The sequence below is a fragment of the Synechococcus sp. OH20 genome (assembly GCF_047502685.1).
Taxonomy (GTDB): Bacteria; Cyanobacteriota; Cyanobacteriia; order Thermostichales; family Thermostichaceae; genus Thermostichus.
Genome location: NZ_JANSIQ010000037.1, coordinates 42072 through 62279, shown reverse-complemented (window position 1 = coordinate 62279; position 20208 = coordinate 42072). Strand labels below are relative to the sequence as shown.

19 protein-coding genes and 1 tRNA gene are annotated in these 20208 nt (G+C 59.5%); 9 read left to right on the top strand and 11 right to left on the bottom strand.

The window, feature by feature from the left end:
• Nucleotides 1-183: 183 nt before the first annotated feature.
• From NW826_RS08330 to rplS, 3 genes are all read right to left on the bottom strand, one after another.
• Nucleotides 184-996 (bottom strand): tetratricopeptide repeat protein, encoded by an 813-nt coding sequence (locus tag NW826_RS08330; protein ID WP_414509881.1) that lies wholly within the window; start codon nt 994-996, stop codon nt 184-186.
• A gap of 61 nt (nt 997-1057) precedes the next feature.
• Nucleotides 1058-1130: transfer RNA gene (locus tag NW826_RS08325), tRNA-Trp, on the bottom strand.
• A gap of 50 nt (nt 1131-1180) precedes the next feature.
• Nucleotides 1181-1573 (bottom strand): 50S ribosomal protein L19, encoded by a 393-nt coding sequence (gene rplS, locus NW826_RS08320; RefSeq protein ID WP_414332833.1) that lies wholly within the window; start codon nt 1571-1573, stop codon nt 1181-1183.
• Between the two features lie 156 nt (nt 1574-1729).
• On the opposite strand from rplS, the gene NW826_RS08315 reads away from it, so the two are divergent.
• Nucleotides 1730-3097, top strand: a complete 1368-nt coding sequence (locus NW826_RS08315) for an efflux RND transporter periplasmic adaptor subunit (protein ID WP_414332832.1) — start codon at nt 1730-1732, stop codon at nt 3095-3097.
• Entirely contained in the window at nt 3094-4305 is a 1212-nt protein-coding gene (locus tag NW826_RS08310; RefSeq protein WP_414332830.1) for an ABC transporter permease, read from the top strand. The genes NW826_RS08315 and NW826_RS08310 overlap by 4 nt, the downstream gene beginning before the upstream one ends.
• On the opposite strand, the gene NW826_RS08305 is transcribed toward NW826_RS08310, so the two are convergent.
• Together NW826_RS08305 and NW826_RS08300 are read right to left on the bottom strand one after the other, a co-directional pair.
• A complete protein-coding gene (locus tag NW826_RS08305; protein WP_414332828.1) occupies nt 4302-5810 on the bottom strand; it encodes a UbiD family decarboxylase in 1509 nt (502 codons plus the stop codon). The two genes, NW826_RS08310 and NW826_RS08305, sit on opposite strands and share 4 nt — an antisense overlap.
• Nucleotides 5811-5859: 49 nt before the next feature.
• Nucleotides 5860-6756, bottom strand: coding sequence for a carbohydrate ABC transporter permease (locus NW826_RS08300; RefSeq protein WP_414332827.1), 897 nt, complete (start codon nt 6754-6756; stop codon nt 5860-5862).
• A gap of 199 nt (nt 6757-6955) precedes the next feature.
• On the opposite strand from NW826_RS08300, the gene NW826_RS08295 reads away from it, so the two are divergent.
• The 4 genes from NW826_RS08295 (at nt 6956) to grxC (ending at nt 11236) form a co-directional block, all read left to right on the top strand.
• Nucleotides 6956-7291, top strand: coding sequence for a YbaB/EbfC family nucleoid-associated protein (locus tag NW826_RS08295; protein ID WP_414332825.1), 336 nt, complete (start codon nt 6956-6958; stop codon nt 7289-7291).
• 13 nt (nt 7292-7304) lie between these two features.
• Nucleotides 7305-7904, top strand: coding sequence for a recombination mediator RecR (gene recR, locus NW826_RS08290; protein ID WP_414332824.1), 600 nt, complete (start codon nt 7305-7307; stop codon nt 7902-7904).
• 216 nt (nt 7905-8120) lie between these two features.
• Nucleotides 8121-10904: a DNA polymerase I gene (polA, locus tag NW826_RS08285; protein ID WP_414332822.1), complete on the top strand. Its 2784-nt coding sequence runs from the start codon at nt 8121-8123 to the stop codon at nt 10902-10904.
• A gap of 71 nt (nt 10905-10975) precedes the next feature.
• Nucleotides 10976-11236, top strand: a complete 261-nt coding sequence (gene grxC, locus NW826_RS08280; RefSeq protein WP_414332820.1) for a glutaredoxin 3 — start codon at nt 10976-10978, stop codon at nt 11234-11236.
• Between the two features lie 17 nt (nt 11237-11253).
• Here grxC and NW826_RS08275 read toward each other — a convergent pair whose 3' ends face one another.
• Nucleotides 11254-11550 (bottom strand): DUF2470 domain-containing protein, encoded by a 297-nt coding sequence (locus tag NW826_RS08275; protein WP_414332819.1) that lies wholly within the window; start codon nt 11548-11550, stop codon nt 11254-11256.
• Nucleotides 11551-11636: 86 nt separating this feature from the next.
• The gene (locus NW826_RS08270; RefSeq protein ID WP_414332817.1) at nt 11637-12308 is read right to left on the bottom strand and encodes a hypothetical protein; all 672 of its coding nucleotides are present in this window, start codon (nt 12306-12308) and stop codon (nt 11637-11639) included.
• Between the two features lie 106 nt (nt 12309-12414).
• Between NW826_RS08270 and NW826_RS08265 the strand changes: the two genes are divergently transcribed.
• Entirely contained in the window at nt 12415-12807 is a 393-nt protein-coding gene (locus tag NW826_RS08265; RefSeq protein WP_414509880.1) for a hypothetical protein, read from the top strand.
• A 197-nt stretch (nt 12808-13004) separates the two neighbouring features.
• On the opposite strand, the gene ispG is transcribed toward NW826_RS08265, so the two are convergent.
• Both ispG and NW826_RS08255 read right to left on the bottom strand, forming a co-directional pair.
• Complete coding sequence (gene ispG, locus NW826_RS08260; protein ID WP_414332881.1) at nt 13005-14246, bottom strand: (E)-4-hydroxy-3-methylbut-2-enyl-diphosphate synthase; 1242 nt, start codon at nt 14244-14246, stop codon at nt 13005-13007.
• 249 nt (nt 14247-14495) lie between these two features.
• Nucleotides 14496-15011, bottom strand: a complete 516-nt coding sequence (locus tag NW826_RS08255; protein WP_414332815.1) for a bifunctional nuclease family protein — start codon at nt 15009-15011, stop codon at nt 14496-14498.
• Between the two features lie 64 nt (nt 15012-15075).
• On the opposite strand from NW826_RS08255, the gene NW826_RS08250 reads away from it, so the two are divergent.
• Complete coding sequence (locus NW826_RS08250) at nt 15076-15852, top strand: cobalt-precorrin-6A reductase (RefSeq protein WP_414332814.1); 777 nt, start codon at nt 15076-15078, stop codon at nt 15850-15852.
• On the opposite strand, the gene NW826_RS08245 is transcribed toward NW826_RS08250, so the two are convergent.
• Nucleotides 15849-16205: a single-stranded DNA-binding protein gene (locus tag NW826_RS08245; RefSeq protein WP_414332812.1), complete on the bottom strand. Its 357-nt coding sequence runs from the start codon at nt 16203-16205 to the stop codon at nt 15849-15851. The two genes, NW826_RS08250 and NW826_RS08245, sit on opposite strands and share 4 nt — an antisense overlap.
• 371 nt (nt 16206-16576) lie before the next feature.
• Between NW826_RS08245 and NW826_RS08240 the strand changes: the two genes are divergently transcribed.
• A complete protein-coding gene (locus NW826_RS08240; protein WP_414332811.1) occupies nt 16577-18733 on the top strand; it encodes an NAD(P)H-quinone oxidoreductase subunit 5 in 2157 nt (718 codons plus the stop codon).
• Here NW826_RS08240 and NW826_RS08235 read toward each other — a convergent pair.
• The gene (locus NW826_RS08235) at nt 18730-19851 is read right to left on the bottom strand and encodes a PP2C family protein-serine/threonine phosphatase (protein WP_414336493.1); all 1122 of its coding nucleotides are present in this window, start codon (nt 19849-19851) and stop codon (nt 18730-18732) included. The genes NW826_RS08240 and NW826_RS08235 overlap by 4 nt on opposite strands.
• Nucleotides 19852-20208 lie beyond the last annotated feature (357 nt).

The following is a 20208-nucleotide window of genomic DNA, read 5'->3' as shown; positions in this document are numbered from 1 at the left end:
TCCCAATCTAGCAACCCCCCTCCCCCCAGACAGGATGTAACCTGAGGCTCTGGCTGCGGGGATCCCCAGCAGCTGTTTCGCCAATGCGCAGAGGTGGGTCTGCAGGTATTTTCTAGGCGATCCTTCCCACTATTTATTACCACTATTTATTACCACTATTTATTACTACTGAAGCTTGAGAGACTATTTGAGAGCAAGGAAACGCTCCAGAGCTGCCACCATCGCCGGTGGCCAACGGCGGACAGATCCCACCCATTCCAGGTCGGCGTAGCGGGGATCCAGCCCTTGCACGGCTACCCAGTGACTTTCGGCTTCTCCCTGGCGACCCTGCACCCAGAGAATGGCACTGAGAGCGGCCCGCATATCTGGAAACCTCGGGTACTTGCGCACCAAAGCCCGCATCAAGCGCAGCGCAGCCTCTGTTTCGCCCATCTGGTAGAGGCTGAGGGCATAGTTGGCCTGGGCAAAAGCGTAATCGGGAGCCAGCTCCGTGGCGCGGCGGTAGTCGGCCAAAGCCTGCTGCCAGTTGCCCAGCCCCGCTTCAGCATTGCCGCGGTTGTTGTAGGCCGCCGCATCGTTGGGATCCAACTGCAACACCCGTTCGTAATCCGCAATCGCCTCCTGCCACCGCCCCAATCCCTCCAAAGCAGCCCCTCGATTCAGATAGGGATCCGGCGCCTCAGGAGCCAAACGAATGGCCTCAGCGTAGTCCTCCAGAGCTGCCTGGAATTGGTGCTGGCCAACACGAGCATTGCCCCGATTGCTCCACAAGGCCGGATTGTGCGGCTGGATCTGCAACAGTTGAGTCCACAAGGCTTCCGCCTGGGCAAGATCCCCCCGCCCGGTAGCAGCAAAAGCCTCCTCAAACAGCCGATCGATCTCGGGATCTATCTTGGCGTTTGCCGCCGTAACTGGGGGCCAGATAGGGATCCCTAGCCAAAGCAGCAACCCCAGCAAGAGGGCAGAGAGTAGGTTGGGTACAGGAACGAACTTCATGGCTTCAACAGTTCCCTTGGGTGGGGGTCCCAAGCCGTCACCGCAAGGGGTCTGACATCAACGCGCCCTGGAGGACTCGAACCCCCGACATCCGGTTTTGGAGACCGACGTTCTACCAACTGAACTAAGGACGCATTGGCAGGGACACACCCGCTTACTCAGTGTAGCAGGTACGACCCAAACCTCAGAGGGGCTGTTCCCGATTATCCATATTCTCTGTCTTGGCCTTGATGCGAGTGGCTTTGCCCACCCGATCCCGCAAGTAGAACAGCTTGGCCCGGCGCACTTTACCCCGCCGCAGCACCTGGATCGACTCAATGCGCGGGGAATGAATGAGAAAAACTCGCTCCACGCCGATCCCCTGGAAAACCTTGCGTACCGTAATGGTGCGGTTGATGCCGGAGTGGCGCATGGCAATGACCGTGCCCTCAAAAGCCTGCACCCGCTCCTTGCCCCCCTCTTGAATGCGAACTCCCACCCGTACCTGATCGCCAACCCGGATCTCAGGCAGATCCCTTTTCAGGTGCGCCGCCTCGATGGAGCGGATGATCTCTTCAGCGTTGATGCGAACGTTCATGGCCTTCCCGCGCTACCGGCAGCTAACTATGGTAGCAATCGTTCCTGTTTTCTGTACAGAGCTGGCCGAGGGATGCGGGAAACCGTGTTTACGCCCCCCGCCTTTTTCCAATAGTCTAGACAAAGACAAAGCTTTTTTAAGAATGGGAGATTTTCTGTGATCCTGCACACGGACAAGACTGAGACGGGATCCCTGTCTTCTCCCAAGCCTGTAGATCAGCCCCTGCCACAGAGCAGCCGCAAGCGATTTCCCTTTGGCTGGATGCTTTTGGGCCTGCTGTTGGCTGGCTTAGGGGGCAGCGGTCTCCTGATCCAGCGTCAGCTTCAGCAGCAGCGGGCAGAACGGCTGGAACGATTAACGGTACCGGTTCAGGTGGTGGATCTCACCCAACGTCTGCGGGTAAGCGGCCAGGTGCAGCCGATCCGACAGGTGAATGTTAGCCCCCGCGAGTCGGGTCGCCTGGCAGAACTGTTGGTGGATCAGGGGGATGAAGTGGTGGCAGGGCAGTTGTTGGCCCGGATGGACTACGGGGATCTGGCCAGCGGCATTCGGCAAGCGCAGGCCCGCATCCAAGAGCTGCAAGCCCGTCTAGCGGAGCAACAGGCCGGCGAGCGCCCCCCAGTGATCGCGGCGGCCCAGGCTAGGGTGGATGCAGCCCGGTCGCAGGTGGGTCTGGCCCAAAAAGAGCTGGAGCGCATTCAGGCCCTGGCACAGGCGGGGGCAGTAGCCCGCAGCGAGCTGGATCAACGTCTGGCCCGCCTGGAACAGGCGCAGGCGGATTTGCGGGCGGCCCAACAGGAGCTGCAGCGATTGCAACTGGGGAGCCGCCCGGAAACCCTGCAGCAAATTCAAGCTCAGATTGCTCAGGCGCAAGCCGAGCTGGCCCAACGGCAATCCCGGCTGGCCGAGGCCGAAGTCCGTGCCCCCTTTTCCGGTGTGGTGGTGCAGCGCTTTGCCGAAGTGGGATCCTTTGTAGCCCCGACAACCGCCGCTTCCGATGCCACTGCCGCTTCTTCCAGCTCGATTTTGGCGCTGGCCCAGGGAATTGAGGTGCGAGCAGAAGTGCCGGAAGCCCAAATTGCCCAAGTGCGGCTGGGCCAGCCGGTGGAGATCCGGTCTCTGGCCTATCCCGACCGCGTGGTACAGGGTCGGGTGAAGCGAATTGCCCCCGCTACGGTGGTGGTGCGGGAGGTAACGGTCTTTCGGGTCTTCGTCGAGCCGGAGCCCGGAGCCGACTTTTTGCGCACCGGCATGAATGTTTCGGTGGATTTCATCGGGGATCCCCAGCCGCAGGCTTTGACGGTGCCCTCGGTGGCCATCCTGCGCGAGGAAGGCCAGGAAGGCGTGATCCTACTGGATCCGCGAACCCGGCGACCTGTCTATCGCCGCGTGGAAACGGGCATCACCCAGGGTGGTGTTACCCAGATCCGCTCCGGTCTGCAGGCAGGGGATCGAGTCTTTACGGCCCTGCCGCCAGGAGTGAGCATAGGAACCCTGATCAAGGAAGTGGAGCAACAGCCATGAGCCTGGCAACTGCGGCCAAAATGGCCTGGCAAATGGTGCGACGGCATCGCTTGCGCACCGGGCTGAGCATGCTGGGGATCCTCATCGGCAACGCCGCCGTGGTGGCCATTGCCGGGTTTGGCCATGCTGCCCAGGAGCTGGCAGTGGATCAGTTTCGCTCTTTGGGCACCAATTTGCTCATTGTCTTTTCTTCCAGCTTGGGCCTGGCGGATGCGAGCAACACCCGCCCCATTACCCTCGAAGATCTGCGGGCGATTGTTGCGGAAGTGCCTGCCGTATCGGCAGCCGTCCCCAGCCTTGGAACCAACGTGCGGGCCGTGCGGGGCGGGGTGGATCGCCGCTATGAAGCCACCGGCACCTGGCCGGAGTATTTGTCGGTGCTCAATTTGGAGATCGAGCAGGGCCGCTTCCTCTTGCCGGCGGATATCGAGGAACAGCGACCGGTGGTGGTGCTGGGGAGCGAGGCCGCTGGCCAGTTGTTCGGCCTGGATCCTGCTGCTGCCATCGGGGAGACCGTCCTGTTGAACAACTTGCCCTTCGAGGTCATCGGCACCTTGCGCTCCAAGCCGACGGTGTTTGGCAACAGCGATGCCGGGCTGTTTTTGCCGGTGGATGTGGTGGCCAACCGCTTTGTCGGGCGGCGATCCCCTTATGGCCTGGAGCTGACAGCCATTTTTGTCTCCGCCCGCTCCGAAGCCGATCTGCCGGCTGCCGAGTTCCAGATCCGCAACCTGCTGCGGCAGCGGCACCAACTGGTGGGAGAAGACGACTTCATCATCCGCAACCAGAAGGTGCTCCTGGATGGCTCGGCCAGGATTTTGACGTTGCTGCGGGTGCTGCTGACGGGTACGGCGGCTCTCTCCCTGCTGGTGGGCGGGGTGGGGATCATGAATGTGATGCTGATCTCGGTGGCAGAACGCACCCCGGAGATCGGGCTGCGCAAGGCGATCGGAGCCGATAGCCGGCAGATCTTACAACAGTTTGCCGCCGAGGCGATCTTCATTGCCGTGACCGGGGGGGTGCTCGGGATCCTCTTCAGCAGCGGGGTTTTGGTGATTGTGCAGGTATTCACCCCCTTGGCCACCCGGATCGATCTGGTGGCGGTGGCGGTTTCCTTCACGCTTTCGACGGGGATTGGGCTGGTCTTCGGCATTTTCCCGGCCCGCAAAGCGGCGCAACTGGATCCCATCGAGGCCCTACGGGCTTAGAGCTCGTAGCCAAACAGGCGGGGATCCGCCGGCTGTAAGTCCAGATCCGCCAGGCCGTATTCGGCCCAACGGCGATCCACCAGGCGGGCCACTTGCGGATCCGGGGCAAGGGGAGCCCGCCAGGGAGCATCGGTTTCCGGGGGGATCTTGGTGGTGGCATCGATCCCCATCTTGCCCCCCAGACCCCGTTTTTCGGTGGCAAAGTCCAGGGCGTCGAAGGGATTGTCCGGCAAAATAAACACATCCCGCTGCGGGTCTACTCGGGAACACAGGCACCAGAGCACCTGCCGTGGATCCCGCACGTTGATATCTTTGTCCACCACAATAACGAACTTGGTGTAGCTGAACTGGGGCAGGGCGCTCCAAAAAGCCAAGGCCGCCCGCCGCGCTTGGCCGGGATAGGCTTTGTCGATGGACAAGATGGCCGCCTTGTAGCCCAGGGCCTCCATGGGCAAAAAGAAATCCACGATCTCCGGCACCTGCTGCCTGAGGATGGGGGTATAGATGCGGTTGAGGGCCAGCGCCATCAGGTCGTTTTCTTTGGGGGGCTTGCCGCTGAAGGTGGTGAGGTAGAGGGGATCGCGGCGGTGGCTGAGGCAGTGGAAGCGGATGAGAGGAGCCTGCTCGTTGCGGGGGCCGTAGTAGCCGATGTGATCCCCGGCGGGGCCGTCGGGGGCCACCTCCCCAGGGGTGATGGTGCCCTCCAAGACGATCTCGGCCTGGGCCGGCACCTCCAGATCCACCGTCTTACAGCGGGCCAGGTGTAACCCTTCGCCGCTGTAGAGGCCGGCAAACAGCCACTCCGAGAGATCCACCGGCAGGGGCGTGGCCGCTGCCAGGATCACGGCGGGATCCACCCCGATGGCCACTGCCACTTCCAACTTCCGCCCCAGGGCCGCCGCCTTGCGCAGATGCCGGGTGGCCCCCCGCACCGACAGCCATTGCACCGTCATGGTGTTGCGGCTTTGCAGTTGCAGGCGGTACACCCCCACATTGGGGATCCCATTTTCCGGGTCTTTGGTAACCATCAGGCCCAACGTCAGCACCCGCCCGGCATCGCCGGGATAGACCCGCAGCAGGGGCAATTGGGTGAGATCCACCTCCTCTCCCCGCAGCACCACCTGCTGACAGGGGGGGAGCAGATCCCGGCTGGGCCTAGCCTTGAAGACGCTGAACAGCGCCTGCCCCAGCTCCACCGCCTGGGCAAAACTTTTTGGCGGGCGCGGCTGGTAGAGCAAGGCCAATTTTTTCCCCAGCTCCTCCAGCTCCCGCGGCTCCTCCATCCCCAAGGCCCAGCAGATGCGCTCCAGCGTGCCCAAAACGTTGATCAGCAGCGGCATCGCGGATCCCTTCACCCGTTCAAACAGCAGCGCCGGCCCCCCACAAGCCAAAAGGCGATCGGCGATCTCGGCAATTTCTAAGTCGGGATCCACTTCGGCTGAAACGCGGCGAAGCTGGCCACGGGACTCCAGCAGGGCAACGAAACGGCGCAGATCTCTGGGCATGAAGGGAGTACTCGCAGGGTGAGGGTCTCGCTAACTTAATTTATTTGATTTATTTGTCGCGGCTGAGGGCTAGGCCGCTCATGAAAGGCTTTTGCAGGGCAATAAACACCACCAGCGGCGGAATGCTGGCGATGATCGCCCCCAGCATCATGGGGCCATAGGAGGCGGAGCTATCCAAGTTCAGCAAGGATTGCAGCCCCACCTGCACCACCTGCCGCTCCCGGCCTTGCACGATCAAGCGGGGCCACAGGTACATATTCCAAGCGTAGACGAAGTGAATCACCGCCTGCGCCCCGATGGCGTTCCAGCTCAGGGGGATCAGCACCTGGGTGAGAAACTGCAGCGGGTTTGCCCCGTCCAGTTGGGCCGCCTCCGCCAACTCGCGGGGGATGTTGGAAAAATGCTGGCGAAACAAAAACGTGGCCGTGGCGCTGGCCAAAAAGGGCACGATCAAGGCGTAGTAGGTGGATCCCCAGCCCAAGTTGGTGACCAGCCGCAGCAGGGCGATGATCAAGATTTCTGTGGGCATCATCAAGGTCATGAGCACAAAGCCGAAGGCCAGCCCTTTGCCCGGAAAGCGAAAGTAGACGAAGGCCAGCCCCGCCAGCAGGGACAAAACCGTCTTGCCCACCGTGATGGCCGCGGCCATGATGGCGCTGTTGACCATGTAGTGGCCCAAGTGGCGCGCCACCATCACCTGCTGCCAGTTGAAGGCCAACGAAGAGCCAAAGGTCAATTGGTAGCGGAACACCTCGGCGTTGTTTTGGGTGCTCACGATCAGGGCATACAACACCGGAAACCCCAACGCCAAACAGGCCAGCACCAGGCCCAAATGCACGTACCAACGCTCCGGGATCCAGCGCCCCCAGGGCAGGGGAGAGGGCTTCTGGGATAAGGGTATGGGCTGGGCTAAGGGCGATTGCGGATCCTGCAACAGTTGAGCCATGGCACCTCCAAACGGCGAACACCGACGAGCAGACGGGCTTTGGGGTTTCTCTTCTGCTGGTTCTGTTGTGAGGATAATCCGCCAGAGTTAAGGGCAACCTAAGGAAGGCAGGTCTGGCTCCATTTTCGGGTGCTTTTACCGGCAAGAGGAAACGGGTAGAGTAGAACAGCAGTGTCTGGATAATTAAGGAGAGGATCCCATGACCCGAGGCTTTGGTCCCTTCGGCAAAATCCAAGAAGCGCTCAAGAAGGCCCAAGAGGTGCGGGATGGCGCTCAAAGGCTGCAAAAAGAGCTGGAAGAGATGGAGATCGTCGGCGAAGCCGGCAATGGGCTGGTGAAAGTGACGGTGAACGGCAACCAAGAACCCCTCAAGGTGTCTTTGGATCCCGAGGTTCTCAAAGAATCCGCGGATGTGGTAGAGGACTTGCTCTTGACGGCGATGGTGAACGCCTACACCCAGTCTGCCGAGACGATGCGCAAACGCATGGAGGAGCTGACCGGAAACATCAATCTGCCGGGGCTGGGGTTGGGCTGAGCCGCTCTTTTCTATGTACACTCGCCCTTTGGCTCGCCTGATCGAGGAGCTGCAGCGGCTGCCCGGCATTGGCTCCAAAACGGCTCAGCGCCTGGCCCTGCATCTGATCAACCGGCCTGCCGGCGAGATCGAGGCCCTGGCCCAGGCCCTGTTGGAGGCCAAGCAAACCGTCAAGCATTGCTCCATCTGCTTCAACTGGTCGGCGGAAGATCCCTGTGAGATCTGCCGTTCGCCGCAGCGAGACCGCTCGCTGTGGTGCGTGGTGGCCGATGTCAAGGATCTCATCGCCATGGAACGCACCCGCGAGTTCAAGGGGCTTTACCACGTTTTGGGGGGCCTGATCTCCCCCATGAACGGGATCGGGGCGGATCAACTGCACATCCGCGAGCTGGTGGCCCGGGTGGCGCAGGAAAAGCCGCAGGAGCTGATCTTCGCCATCAGCCCCAGCGTGGAGGGAGAGGTGACCATGCATGTGGTCAAGGATTACCTGAAGCCGATTGCCCCCACCTTGCGCATGACCCGCCTGGCCTTCGGCCTACCTATGGGATCCGAGCTGGAGTATGCCGACGAGGTCACCCTGGCCCGTGCCCTAGAAGCCCGGCAGGAATTGTAAACCGCGCCACCAGGGGTTGAGAAAACAACCTAAGCAGTGGAGCCAGCAAAACGGCAGTCGGGTTCAGAAGTTGTCATTGGTTGTCATTCCACCCCAACTCTCGGGCGCCCGGCCTGTTAGCAGCCGGCTGAGTCTTGGCGGCCCTGAGGGATGGGGGATCCCTTTTGCGCCCAGCCCAGATCCGATAGGCTGGATTCACCTTCGTGGTACTGGGCGATGGCTTGGCAAACTCCAACACTGCTGCTGGTGGACGGGCACTCTCTGGCCTACCGCTCCTTCTACGCCTTTGCTTACAGCCGTGAGGGGGGGTTGCGCACTTCCACCGGGATCCCCACCAGCGTCAGCTTTGGCTTTTTGAGATCGCTGCTGGACGTCCTAGAGAAATACCCGCCCACCCACGTAGCCGTTGCCTTCGATACCCGGCAGCCCACTTTTCGCCACGAGGCCGACGAAACCTACAAATCAGGCCGACCGGAAACCCCGCCGGAGTTTATCGAAGACGTGGAGAACCTCAAGCAGGTGTTGACGGCGCTGCGCATCCCCATTTTGGTGGTGCCTGGCTTTGAGGCCGATGACATTTTGGGTACCCTCAGCAGGATGGCCCCCCCAGATTACCGGGTGCAGATTTTAAGCGGGGATCAAGATCTGTTTCAGTTGATCGACGCCGATGGGAGAGTCCGGGTTTTGCACCTCAACAGCAAAGATCGCATCAGTGAATTCGGCCCCGAACAGGTTAAAGAAAAATTGGGCATTTGGCCTTGGCAAGTGGTGGACTACAAGGCCCTCTGCGGCGACACTTCCGATAACATTCCCGGAGTCAAAGGGATCGGACCTAAGCGAGCGGCGGAGCTGTTGGAACGCTACGGCAGTTTGGAGGAGATTTTTAATCACCTTGATGAGATCAAAGGAAAAGTTCAACAATACCTCAAAGAAGGGATCCCGGCAGCCCGACACTCACAATTTATGGCCCGGATCAACTGCGCTGTCCCCCTCTCCCCCGACTGGGAAAGCATGAAATTAACCGGGTTTAACCAAGAAGAATTGCTGCCGCTGCTGGAAAGATTGGAGTTTCACAGTCTCATCGCCCAAGTACGCAATATTCAAGCCATTTTGGGCGGGATCCCGGCCACCCCCAGTTCCACCGCCGATTCCCCAGATGCTCAAGAGAAGGACGAAGCCCTTTGGTTTGATTTTGCCCTGGATCCCGCCCCTTCTCTGCCGACAGTGCGCATCGTCGATACGCCGGAGCAATTGGAGCGTTTGCGACAAGACCTGCTGGCCTGTCCAGGGATCATAGCTTGGGACACCGAAACCACTAGTTTGGAGCCCCGAGATGCCCAATTGGTGGGGATCGGCTGTTGTTGGTCAGAGCAGGACATTGCCTACCTGCCCATCGGCCACCGCCAGGGAGCCAACCTGGATTGGGAGCTGGTGAAACGAAACCTGCAGCCCCTTTGGGAAGATCCCAACCGACCCAAAAGCCTACAAAACTGCAAGTATGACCTGAGCATTTTCCGCGCCCACGGCATCCACCTGCAAGGGATCCAATTTGATCCCATGTTGGCCAGCTATGTCTTGGATCCAGAAGCCGGCCACAACTTGGCCGATTTGGCAGCCACCCACTTGAATTTGCCGACCACCAGCTACGAAAAGTTGCTGGGCAAAGCACAATCCATCGCCGATATTCCAATTCCTCAAGTTGCAGAATACTGCGGAACCGATGCCTACTGCGCCTATCGCTTGGTGCCCATCCTCACCGAAAAACTCCAACAGACCGATCCGCGCCTGTGGGATCTTTTCATTCAGGTGGAGCTGCCCTTGGCCCAAGTTTTGGAAGAAATGGAGTGGGTCGGCATTCGCATTGATACCGAATTTTTGAGGCAATTCTCCCAAGAGCTGGAACAAGAATTGCAAAGTTTGGAACAACAAGCCTATGCCCAAGCCGGCGAGACCTTCAACCTCAATTCTCCCAAACAACTGGGATCCCTGCTCTTTGAGAAGCTAAAACTGGATATTCGCAAAACCCGCAAAACGGCCACCGGATATTCCACCGACGCCTCTGTTTTAGAAAAGCTAGAGGGGGATCATCCCCTCATCGAGACCATTCTGCGCTACCGCACTTTGGCCAAGCTGAAATCGACCTATGTGGATGCTCTGCCTGCCCTGGTGAGAAGCGACACCGGCAGAGTCCACACCGACTTCAACCAAACCGTCACCGCCACCGGCAGGCTCAGCTCCTCAAACCCCAACCTACAGAATATCCCCATTCGCACCGAGTTCAGCCGCCGCATTCGCCAGGCTTTTATTCCCCAAGAGGGGTGGCTATTGGCCTCGGCTGACTACTCCCAAATTGAGCTGCGCATTTTGGCTCACCTCAGCCAGGAGCCCACGTTGGTGGAGGGCTTTCGCTCAGGAGAAGATGTGCATACTCTTACAGCTCGTTTGCTCTTTGAAAAACAAGACATCACCAGCGAAGAACGCCGCCTAGCCAAGACGATCAACTATGGGGTGATCTACGGCATGGGAGCGCAGCGCTTTGCCCGCACCGCGGGGGTTTCTTTATCCGAGGCCAAGCAATTTTTGCAGCGATTTAACGAGCGCTACGCCGGCATTTTCGCCTATTTGCGCTCCACCGAAGCCTTTGTGGAAGAACACGGCTACGTAGAAACGATCTTGGGCCGCCGTCGCTATTTCCCCAACCTGTCCCGCCTGACAGGCCATCGCAAACTGGCCGAGTTGCGGGCGGCTGTAAATGCCCCCATCCAGGGATCCGCCTCAGACATCATCAAAGTGGCGATGGTACGCCTGCAGCAAAAGCTGCAGAACTTTCGCTCCCGCTTGCTCCTGCAAGTCCATGACGAGCTGGTGTTTGAGGTGGATCCCTCGGAATGGCAGGCCCTACAACCCCTGATCCAAACAGAAATGGAAGGAGCGGTGCCCCTTTCCATACCCCTGGTGGTGGATATCCAAATCGGCCACAACTGGAAGGAAGCCAACTAGACCGTGGGACAGACCAGGGATCCCAGCCCTGTGGAAATGTTAAACTTTGTAAAAGTGCTTGTTGTTTTCCTATGGCCGTCGAGATTTACACCTGGCGTTTTTGTCCTTTCTGCATCCGGGCCAAGCAACTGCTGGAGCGCAAAGGCGTGCAATACATCGAATACGCGATTGATGGAGACGAGGTGGCGCGGGCGGAAATGGCCAAGCGGGCCAATGGTCGCCGTTCGGTGCCGCAAATTTTCATCAACAACCAGCACATTGGCGGCTGCGACGATCTTTACGCGCTCGAGGCCCGCGGTCAGTTGGATCCGCTCCTGCAACAGGCCAGCTAAGCCTCACCGTCTGGGGGTCACTCTGCCGCTTGTTTAAGCTGAGCGCGGGCCTGCTTCAACATGGCAATTAGGGTGTGATGGGCGTCCTCGGAGTCCCGCAGGGGGTGGTCGAAGCCAATCCGCAGCGTTTGTGCCATCCCATCCACCTGCACCTGCAAGTCCATCCCTTCTGGATCGATGGCCTGCATACGGGCTTGGGTGACGCCTTCCAGGCGGCCAAAGACCCTGGCGTAGAGCGCCACTGCATCGGCGTGATCTTCGTTCATATGCTTGCAGATGCGCTCGCTGACTTCTGGGGTGAGGGGATCGGCCATGGCAGTCGTTTTTTGCTCTTAGCTCTCAGTTTAGAGTAAATTACCCGGCGCACCTAAGATAAGCAGAAAATCAGGGATCCAGCAGCTCAGGCTCGTCCTTGGGCTTGCAGCTCCAACAACTCGTCTGCCATCTCCAAAAAAGCCTCCCGATCCAGGTAAGAGACATCTCCCACCCATTCCCCCAGCTTGACCACGTAGACCTCGCTCAAGGTGGGGCGGCGCTGCAAATCCCGCGAGTAGGCTTTCACCAACGCCAGCACCGATTGCTTTTTAACAATTCGCCGGTAGCGGGGATCGTCCTTGGCGCGGACACGATAGACGACTCCGGTCTCATCGCCGATCTCCATCTCAAACTGGCGCTCTCGCACCTCTTCGATATAGAGCTCACCCTCTTCGTCCAGCTTTTCCCGTTCTTCCACCACCACCTCGAAGCGGCGGGTGCGCAACACCTGCCCAAAAAACAATCCCCCATAGGGAATCTCGCGAAAGGCTATCTGGCGCCGGGAGATGGTGTACAGGGGCCCCCACAGGAAGGGATAGAGCAACGCGAGAAACCCGGCCAAAAAGGAGAGCGCCCCCAGAAAGGATCCCTCGCCAAAGGCACGAGAAAGCACCAGCAGCGCCACACCCACCAGGATGGCCGTGATGATGCGGCCCGTGCTCTTGAGGGCATCGCTCCAGTAAGCTGCATACTGAAGGCGGGTGGGCACCACCGGAATCACCAATTCGCATTCTTCTGGGGTGAGCTCCAACAACATGCTCAGGGATCCTCACAATGCCACAATCTGTCTGCCGGGGGCCAGACCCTATCTTAGAATGAGGCAGAGGCGCTTCGCTGCCAGTCCTTGCTCGCTTTCTATCTCCATGCCGACAGGATCCCACTTCTCCCCGACCGGCCAGACCCTCAGACAGCAAGTGGCCCAGTTGGACGAGGGATCCCGTCGAGACAAGGCCTGGTTGGGGGATGCCGTGTTAGGCTTGTTTGCCCGGCAGTGGCTGCTGGGCCCACCTCAGGACTGGCAGGTGCCTTCCCCTCCCCGTTGTGATTTGAATCGGGCAGAACTGTTCACCTGGCTGACCTCCAATCAATTTTTGTCGGCCCTCAGGGATCCCACACAGGTGGAGGCAGAAATCGGCCTGCTTTACGAAAAAGAAGGTCTACAAGCGGCCTTTGCCTACATCCAGGAGCACCTGCTGCCTCTGTTTGTGAGGCAGGTCAACAACCGCGCCAAAGCCCTGCGTAGCAAACGCCACTAGCCGGTTTCTATAGTCATTTCAAATCAAATAGCAATGAAACGGCTCGCTACGTCGTTATGGCTACGCAACGCTCTCACTCCCCTTTCCCTGAGGGAGAGGGGCCGGGGGTGAGGGCGGGCCGGCGGCAAAGTGTCTTAATCTAACGACTATAAATGGCCGTTGAAATCTACAGTTGCTCTGGACGTAGTGATTTCAACTCAGGCTGGGGTCCCGGGGGAAGAAGGCGGATCCACCCAACGGCCATCGGCTTTGATCAGATCGATCAGCGCTTGGACGCCCTCGGATTCCGGCACCTTTTTCACTTCTTCTTTGCCGCGGTAGAGGGAGATCACCCCTGGCGTCTTACCCACATAGCCGTAATCGGCGTCGGCCATTTCTCCTGGACCATTGACGATGCAGCCCATGACGGCAATGTCGAGGCCCACCAGGTGCTGAGTTGCGGCGCGCACCTTCTGCAGCACTTCCTCCAAGTTGAAGAGGGTACGGCCACAGGAAGGACAGGCCACATATTCCACCATGGTCTTGCGCAGGTTGAGGGCCTGCAAGATGCCGTAGGCCACCGGGATCTCCTTTTCCGGCGCTTCCGTGAGAGACACCCGAATGGTGTCGCCGATCCCTTCGGCCAGCAGCGTCCCGATCCCGACGGCCGACTTGATGCGGCCATATTCTCCATCGCCGGCCTCGGTTACGCCCAAGTGAAAGGGATAATTCAGGCCCAAGGCATCGAAGCGGCGGGCCGCCAGCCGGTAGGCCGCCAACATCACCTGAGGACGGGAAGCCTTGAAGGAGAGAACCACATTGTGGAAATCCTGCTCGGCGCAAATTTGGGCAAATTCCAGGGCCGACTCCACCATGCCCTCAGGCGTATCCCCGTAGGTGAAGAGCATCCGCTCTGCCAGGGATCCGTGGTTGACCCCAATGCGCAGGGCTTTGTTCTGGGCTTTGAGGGTCTGGACAAGGGGGGTGAAGGTTTCCCGGATTTTGTTGCGGATGGCCTCAAATTCCGCTTGGGTATATTCGGTACGACCGGGCTGGGGTTTTTCAAAGACAAACAACCCTGGGTTAATGCGCACCTTATCCACGTATTGGGCCACTTCCAGGGCGATCTTGATGCCGTTGTGGTGCACATCGGCCACCAGGGGCACCGGCCTGTAGGTTTGGATCAGCTTGTCCCGAATCGCCTCCATCGCCTTGGCGTGGGCCATGCTGGGAACGGTGACGCGCACAATTTCCGAGCCCGCCTCGTGCAGACGACGGATGGCCGCCACCGCCGCCTCGATGTCGAGGGTGTCTTCGTTAATCATCGACTGCACCACCACCGGGTGCTGGCTGCCGATCAACACGTCGGCTACGGCCACGGTGCGGGTGGGGCGACGAGGATAGACCGGTTCTGGGTAGGGCTGCTGAGGGGGGGCGCTGGGCCGATCTAGGGTTTGCATCATAGCTTGGTTAAGCTGAGAGGGCTACTCTAGCTTGATTGTAGGCTGAAATGCCGGCAAGACCGGGAGCTCAGGGTAGGTACTGAGGGGCTCACCCTCCGGCAGCCGGGCGCGATCCCCGCCTCCTGATTAACTCAGGATGGGACACCTTATCGAGAAAATGAGCAGAGCCTTAGACGGCCACAGGGGGCAGAGACTGGTCAATCACTCGGATCCTCTAGCAGCGGATAGCTCAGCAGGGCAGCAACTTCAACTGTCTGCTTCCGTGGGGTGGTCGGTGAAGGGGCGGCTGCGAATAAAGTCTTTGGGCGTCACGTTTTCCACAAACTTGCGAAAGGCTTCCCGCTCCGCTTCGTCGGCATCCTGGTTCATCGGGATCGAGGCTTCCGCGATCACCTCTTCCACCGTCCAGATGGGAACGTGGGCTCGCAGGGCAAGGGCAATGGCATCGCTGGGGCGGCAGTCGATCTCTTGCTTTTTATCGCCGCAGAAGGTGACGAGCACCGCGTAGAAGGTGTTGTCCAGCAGGGCGTGAATGATAACTCGCTCCAGCCTGATCCCCCACGTCTTCCAGGAGTTGAGGATTAGATCATGGGTCATAGGGCGCAGTGGCTTTTGGTCGTCCAGCGCCTGCAAAATGGCATTGGCTTCTGCTTTCCCCACCCAAATGGGCAGGGCACGCCGCTCACTGCTATCGCGCAGGATGACGATGGGGTTCTGGTTAACGGCATCGACCGCGATCCCAGCCACATGCATCTCGATCATGAGCAACTGCCTCCAGCCGTTGATCTTGATCGTATCTACGGGTGCCAAAGTTTGGCAACACACCATGAGCTCAGTCGGTGATCTGGCGAAAGTGACCTTGATCGGGGGCACCAGCGAGAGCCGCAGCTTGGCCAAGGCCCTCAGCCGCCAGGGGATCCCTTGGATAGCCAGCGTCACCAGCGAGGGCGGCAGAAGCCTGTATCGGGATCTGCCCGGCCAGGTGGTGGTGACGCGATTTTCGCTGCCCTCTTTGGAACAGTTCCTGCAGGAGCGCCAGATCCGCGTGGTAGTGGATGCCTCCCATCCCTTTGCCCAGGAGATCTCACAATTGGCTATGCAGGTGTCGGCCCAACTGGGGATCCCCTACCTGCGCTACGAGCGCCCCCCGGTGGCGTTGGATCCCTGGGTGCAGGTGGTGCCGGACTGGCAGGGGGTGCTCACCGAGGCCGTGCTGGCGGGGCGGCGGCTGCTCTTGACGGTGGGGGTGAAGGCGTTGCCCTTGTTTGTACCCTGGCAGGATCGCTGCCAGTTGTACGCGCGGGTACTGCCGCAGTCGGTTCCCCAAGCGGTGCAAGCCGGGATCCCTGCTGAGCGGGTGATTGGGATGCGCCTGCCCCTCAGCTTTGAGCAGGAGCTGCGGCTTTGGCAGAGGCTAGATCTTCAGGGAGTCATCAGCAAGGACTCGGGAGAAGCGGGTGGGCTGGTCGTTAAACAGGCCGTGGCCAAAACCCTGGGGATCCCGCTGTGGGTAGTCCGACGACCACTCTTGAGCTACCCCTGGTGTAGTCAGGATTTGGCCGAGGTGGTGCGGGAGTGCCAACGTCGGCTGGGGCAGATTTAGAACCGCTCCTCTGCAGCCAGGTCAGGCTCGCGATCTTGACGGGATCCCAGCAACTCGAGACGATCTACAGCGATGACAGGCCGCTGGCGCTCCTCACCCGTGGATTTGTCTTTCCAGCGATCGAACTTGAGGCTGCCCGTTACCCCGATGAGGCTGCCCTTGCGCACGTATTCTCCGGCCACCTCAGCCGTGCGCCCCCACAGCTCCAAGTTGAACCAATCGGGCTTGTCTTCGCCTTTGCGGAAGCGGTTGACCGCCAAGCTAAAGGTACACACCACCTTGCCCGACTCGAAGTAGCGCACCTCCGGATCCATGCCGGCTCGCCCCACCAAGGTCACCAAGTTCAGGCTCATGGGTTTTCTCCAGATCGTTTACGGCCCCTAGGCTTTTGTTGTAGCGCTTGCAAGCGATCCCTGTCATCTTCGCGGCGACGGCCTCGGCTGATCGCGTCAGCGGGCCGTAGGCCTTGCGGATCGAGGCTCGGGGAGAGTCTTTAGAATATCTCCCGATTGTCCTGCGGGGATCCCGGTTGCTCAGAAAGAAAAATCTCTGCTCTCATGGATTGGGCAGCCACAAGGGGGGCGCTGATCGTGTTGCAAAGATTTACAATGTCAGAAGCCCCAGAGCACCTGCCGGCCCAGACCCCTGATCCCTGGAGATAGATTTTCACCGGCCAGCAGGGAGGGTTGACTACCGCAAGAGGACGCATTCAGCACCATTTCCCATGGAATTCATCTACGCATACGCCTGGTTGATCCCCGTTTATCCGTTGGTGGCGGCTTTTTTACTCGGCTTGGGCATTTTGGTGTTCAATGCCTGGACAAGATCCAACCGCTCTCTGGCCGCCTTCTTGAGCGTGTTCGCGACGGGAACGGCGATGGTTCACGCCTTTGCCCTTCTGGTCAGCCAAGTGCAGGGCCATGAGACCGTTCTCAAAACCATCACCTGGGCTCAGGCGGGATCTTTCTTGGTGGACATGGGGTTTGTGGTGGATCACCTGAGCGCCATGATGCTGGTGGTGGTAACCACGGTGGCCTTTCTGGTGCAGATCTACTCCGATGGCTACATGGCCCACGACCCCGGCTATGTGCGTTTCTACGCCTACCTGAGCCTGTTCACCTCCTCGATGCTGGGCCTGGTGGTCAGCCCCAACCTGGTGCAGATCTACATCTTCTGGGAGCTGGTGGGGATGTGCTCCTACCTGCTGATCGGCTTTTGGTACGAGCGGCAGGCGGCGGCGGAAGCAGCCCAGAAGGCGTTTGTGGTCAACCGTGTGGGGGACTTTGGCCTGTTGCTGGGCATTTTGGGCTTCTACTGGATTTCCGGCACTTTTGGGTTTGAGGAACTGGCCCGCAATGTGGAGCAGATGGTGGCCAACGGCGCGGTGAGCAGCAGCTTGGTTGCCCTGTTTGCGGTGTTGGTGTTCTTGGGGCCAGTGGCCAAGTCGGCCCAGTTCCCGCTGCACGTGTGGCTGCCGGATGCCATGGAAGGTCCCACGCCCATTTCCGCCCTCATCCACGCGGCCACGATGGTGGCTGCCGGGGTCTTCCTGTTGGCGCGTATGTTCCCGCTGCTGGAAGGGATCCCAGCAGTCATGGATCTCATCGCCTGGACAGGGGCAGGTACGGCTTTTTTGGGGGCCAGCATCGCCATCACCCAAAACGACATCAAAAAGGGCTTGGCCTACTCCACCATCTCCCAACTGGGCTATATGGTCATGGCCATGGGGTGCGGTGCCTATGGGGCCGGCCTGTTTCACCTGACAACCCATGCTTACTTTAAGGCGCTGCTCTTTTTGGGATCCGGCTCGGTCATCCATGGCATGGAAGCCGTGGTTGGCCATGACCCCGCCTTAGCTCAGGATATGCGCCTGATGGGAGGGCTGCGCAAATACATGCCGGTTACGGCCATTACTTTTTTGATTGGCACGCTAGCCATCTGTGGGATCCCGCCCTTTGCCGGCTTCTGGTCCAAGGACGAGATCTTGGCCGCGGTGTTTGAACACAACCCAGCTCTCTGGGGTGTGGGCTTCCTCACCGCGGGGATCACCGCCTTCTACATGTTCCGCATCTACTTTCTTACTTTTGAAGGGGAGTTTCGCGGCACCAACCTGAAGCTGCGGCAGGAGGTGGCCGTCAGCCAGGGCCGACCGGTGCCGGCTTTTGCCTATGCGTTTGCCGGGAAAGAGGCGGCCTACGGCCCCGGAGCCATGAACCTTTACGAAAGGCCCCAGCCCAGCAGCCATCCCGAAGCTGTGGAAGACGGGCACGATGGGCATGGCCACGCCGCCGAGCCGCATGAGTCTCCCCTGTCGATGACGATGCCGTTGGTGGCGCTGGCGGTTCCTTCGGTGCTGATCGGCTTGGTGGGCACTCCCTTTGCCAACTTCTTCGAGGCGTTCATCCATGCGCCTGGCGAATCGGCTACAGAGGCCGTTTCCCTCTGGGCCCAGGTGGCAGCCGAGTGGCAAGGGGTGCTGGCGGGTCACTTTGACTGGCGGGAGTTTCTGATCATGGCGGGCAGCTCGGTGGGCATTGGGCTGATCGGCATCACCTTGGCCGGCTTGATCTACTGGCAGAAGCGCATCGATCCCGGCACCTTCCCCCAAAGCCTGCAACCCCTGTACTACTTCTCCCTCAACAAGTGGTACATTGATGACCTCTACGAGCGGGTCTTTGTGCGGGGCACCCGCTTTGTGGCGCGGGAGGCGCTGGAGGTGGACAGCCGCATTGTGGATGGGGTGGTCAACTTGACGGGCCTGGTGGCAATGGTCGGCGGCGAAGTGATGAAATACCTGGAGAACGGCAAGGCGCAGTTTTATGCTTTGATCATCTTTGCAGCGGTGGTGGTGATGGTGGTGCTTTCCGGCGTGGGGGTTTAGCGAAAGCTGACACGAAGCAAGGAGAAATCATCTTCAAAATCTGTTTGCCCCTGGAAAGATTGGGCGTGCTGGATCACCTGATCCAGGCTGCCGTCGGCGCTCTTGCTCAGCAGAGCCATCAGATTGTCTAGCCCCCAGATTTCTCTCTGCGGGTTCATGACTTCGTAAACTCCGTCGCTGAACAGGTAGAGGTGGCTGTTCTCAGGGATCTGCACTTGATCCCTTTGAAAATTCTGGTCGGGCAAAACCCCGATGGGCACGTTGGCGGTCTTCAGCAGGCGCAACTCCTGAGCCTGGATGAGCAGAGCAGGCGGATGGCCAGCACTGGCAAAAGAGAGCAGACGGGATCGCGGCTGATAGACCCCATACCAAAGGGTGAAGTACATGTCGTGGTGGGATCCCATCTGGAAAGAGTGGTTGAGGGCGCGCAAGACCGCATCCGGCTGTCGCGGGTCGGTGTCGGGTAAGCCCTGAGAGCGCAACTGGTTCATCACCGATACCGACAGTAGAGCGGATCCCACCCCATGCCCCGACACATCTAGCAGGTAGATGGCCAGATGATCCTCGTCTAGCCAGTGGTAGTTAAATGAATCCCCCCCCAACTCCTGCGAAGGCAAAAAGCACCACTCGATGGCTATTCGGTGATCGGGGAAAGAGGCCGGCTTGGGCAAAAGCGAACGCACATAGCTGGCCGCCTCGGCCAGTTCTGCCCGCAACCTGGCGGTTTGCTGTTGCAAGTCGTAGCTGAGCTGATGCAAGCGCAGCCCAGCCCGCACGCGCGCCCGCAGCTCGTTGGGGTCGATGGGCTTGCTGAGGAACTCGTCTGCCCCGGCATCCAGGCCCTGAATACGGTCTTCGACTTCTGTGCGCGCAGTGAGCAAAATAAAAAACGTCGTGGAAAACTTGGGATCCGCCTTGATGCGCCGGCAGACTTCCAGCCCATCCATGTCCGGCATCATCCAGTCACAGATAATCAGCCCCGGGGTTAGGAGATGAGCTTTCTCCAGCCCTTCCAAGCCACCGCTGGCCATCTCGACGGTATAGCCCTGTCGCTCCAGGGATCGCTTCAACACCAGCCGAATGGTGGGATCGTCGTCCACAATCAAAATGGCCGTCATGACCACTGCACCTCAATCCCGAATCAACCCGAATTAAAATGCAACTCTGGCCCGTACTGGTAGGCGGACCCTTTATCCTAGCCCAGGGGTTGCGGCAGAAAAGCCGGTTTGGAGGGCAGTTAGGGGAAAAGCCTCAGCAACCTCATCCACCAGAGCTAAAGTTGCGTATCCCTTAGGGGATCCCTAAAACCGTGGTTGCACGCTACCCAAAAGCTGACCGTTTCAAGATACTGGTGGGAATAGATAACAGCGGGGGGGTTTTTGGGCAGATTTTGCTTTAGAGACTTCCATTGGACACAGAGATACGGATCACATCTTATCCATCCTTTGCCGGTCTAGAGTGAACTTTGAGGTTAA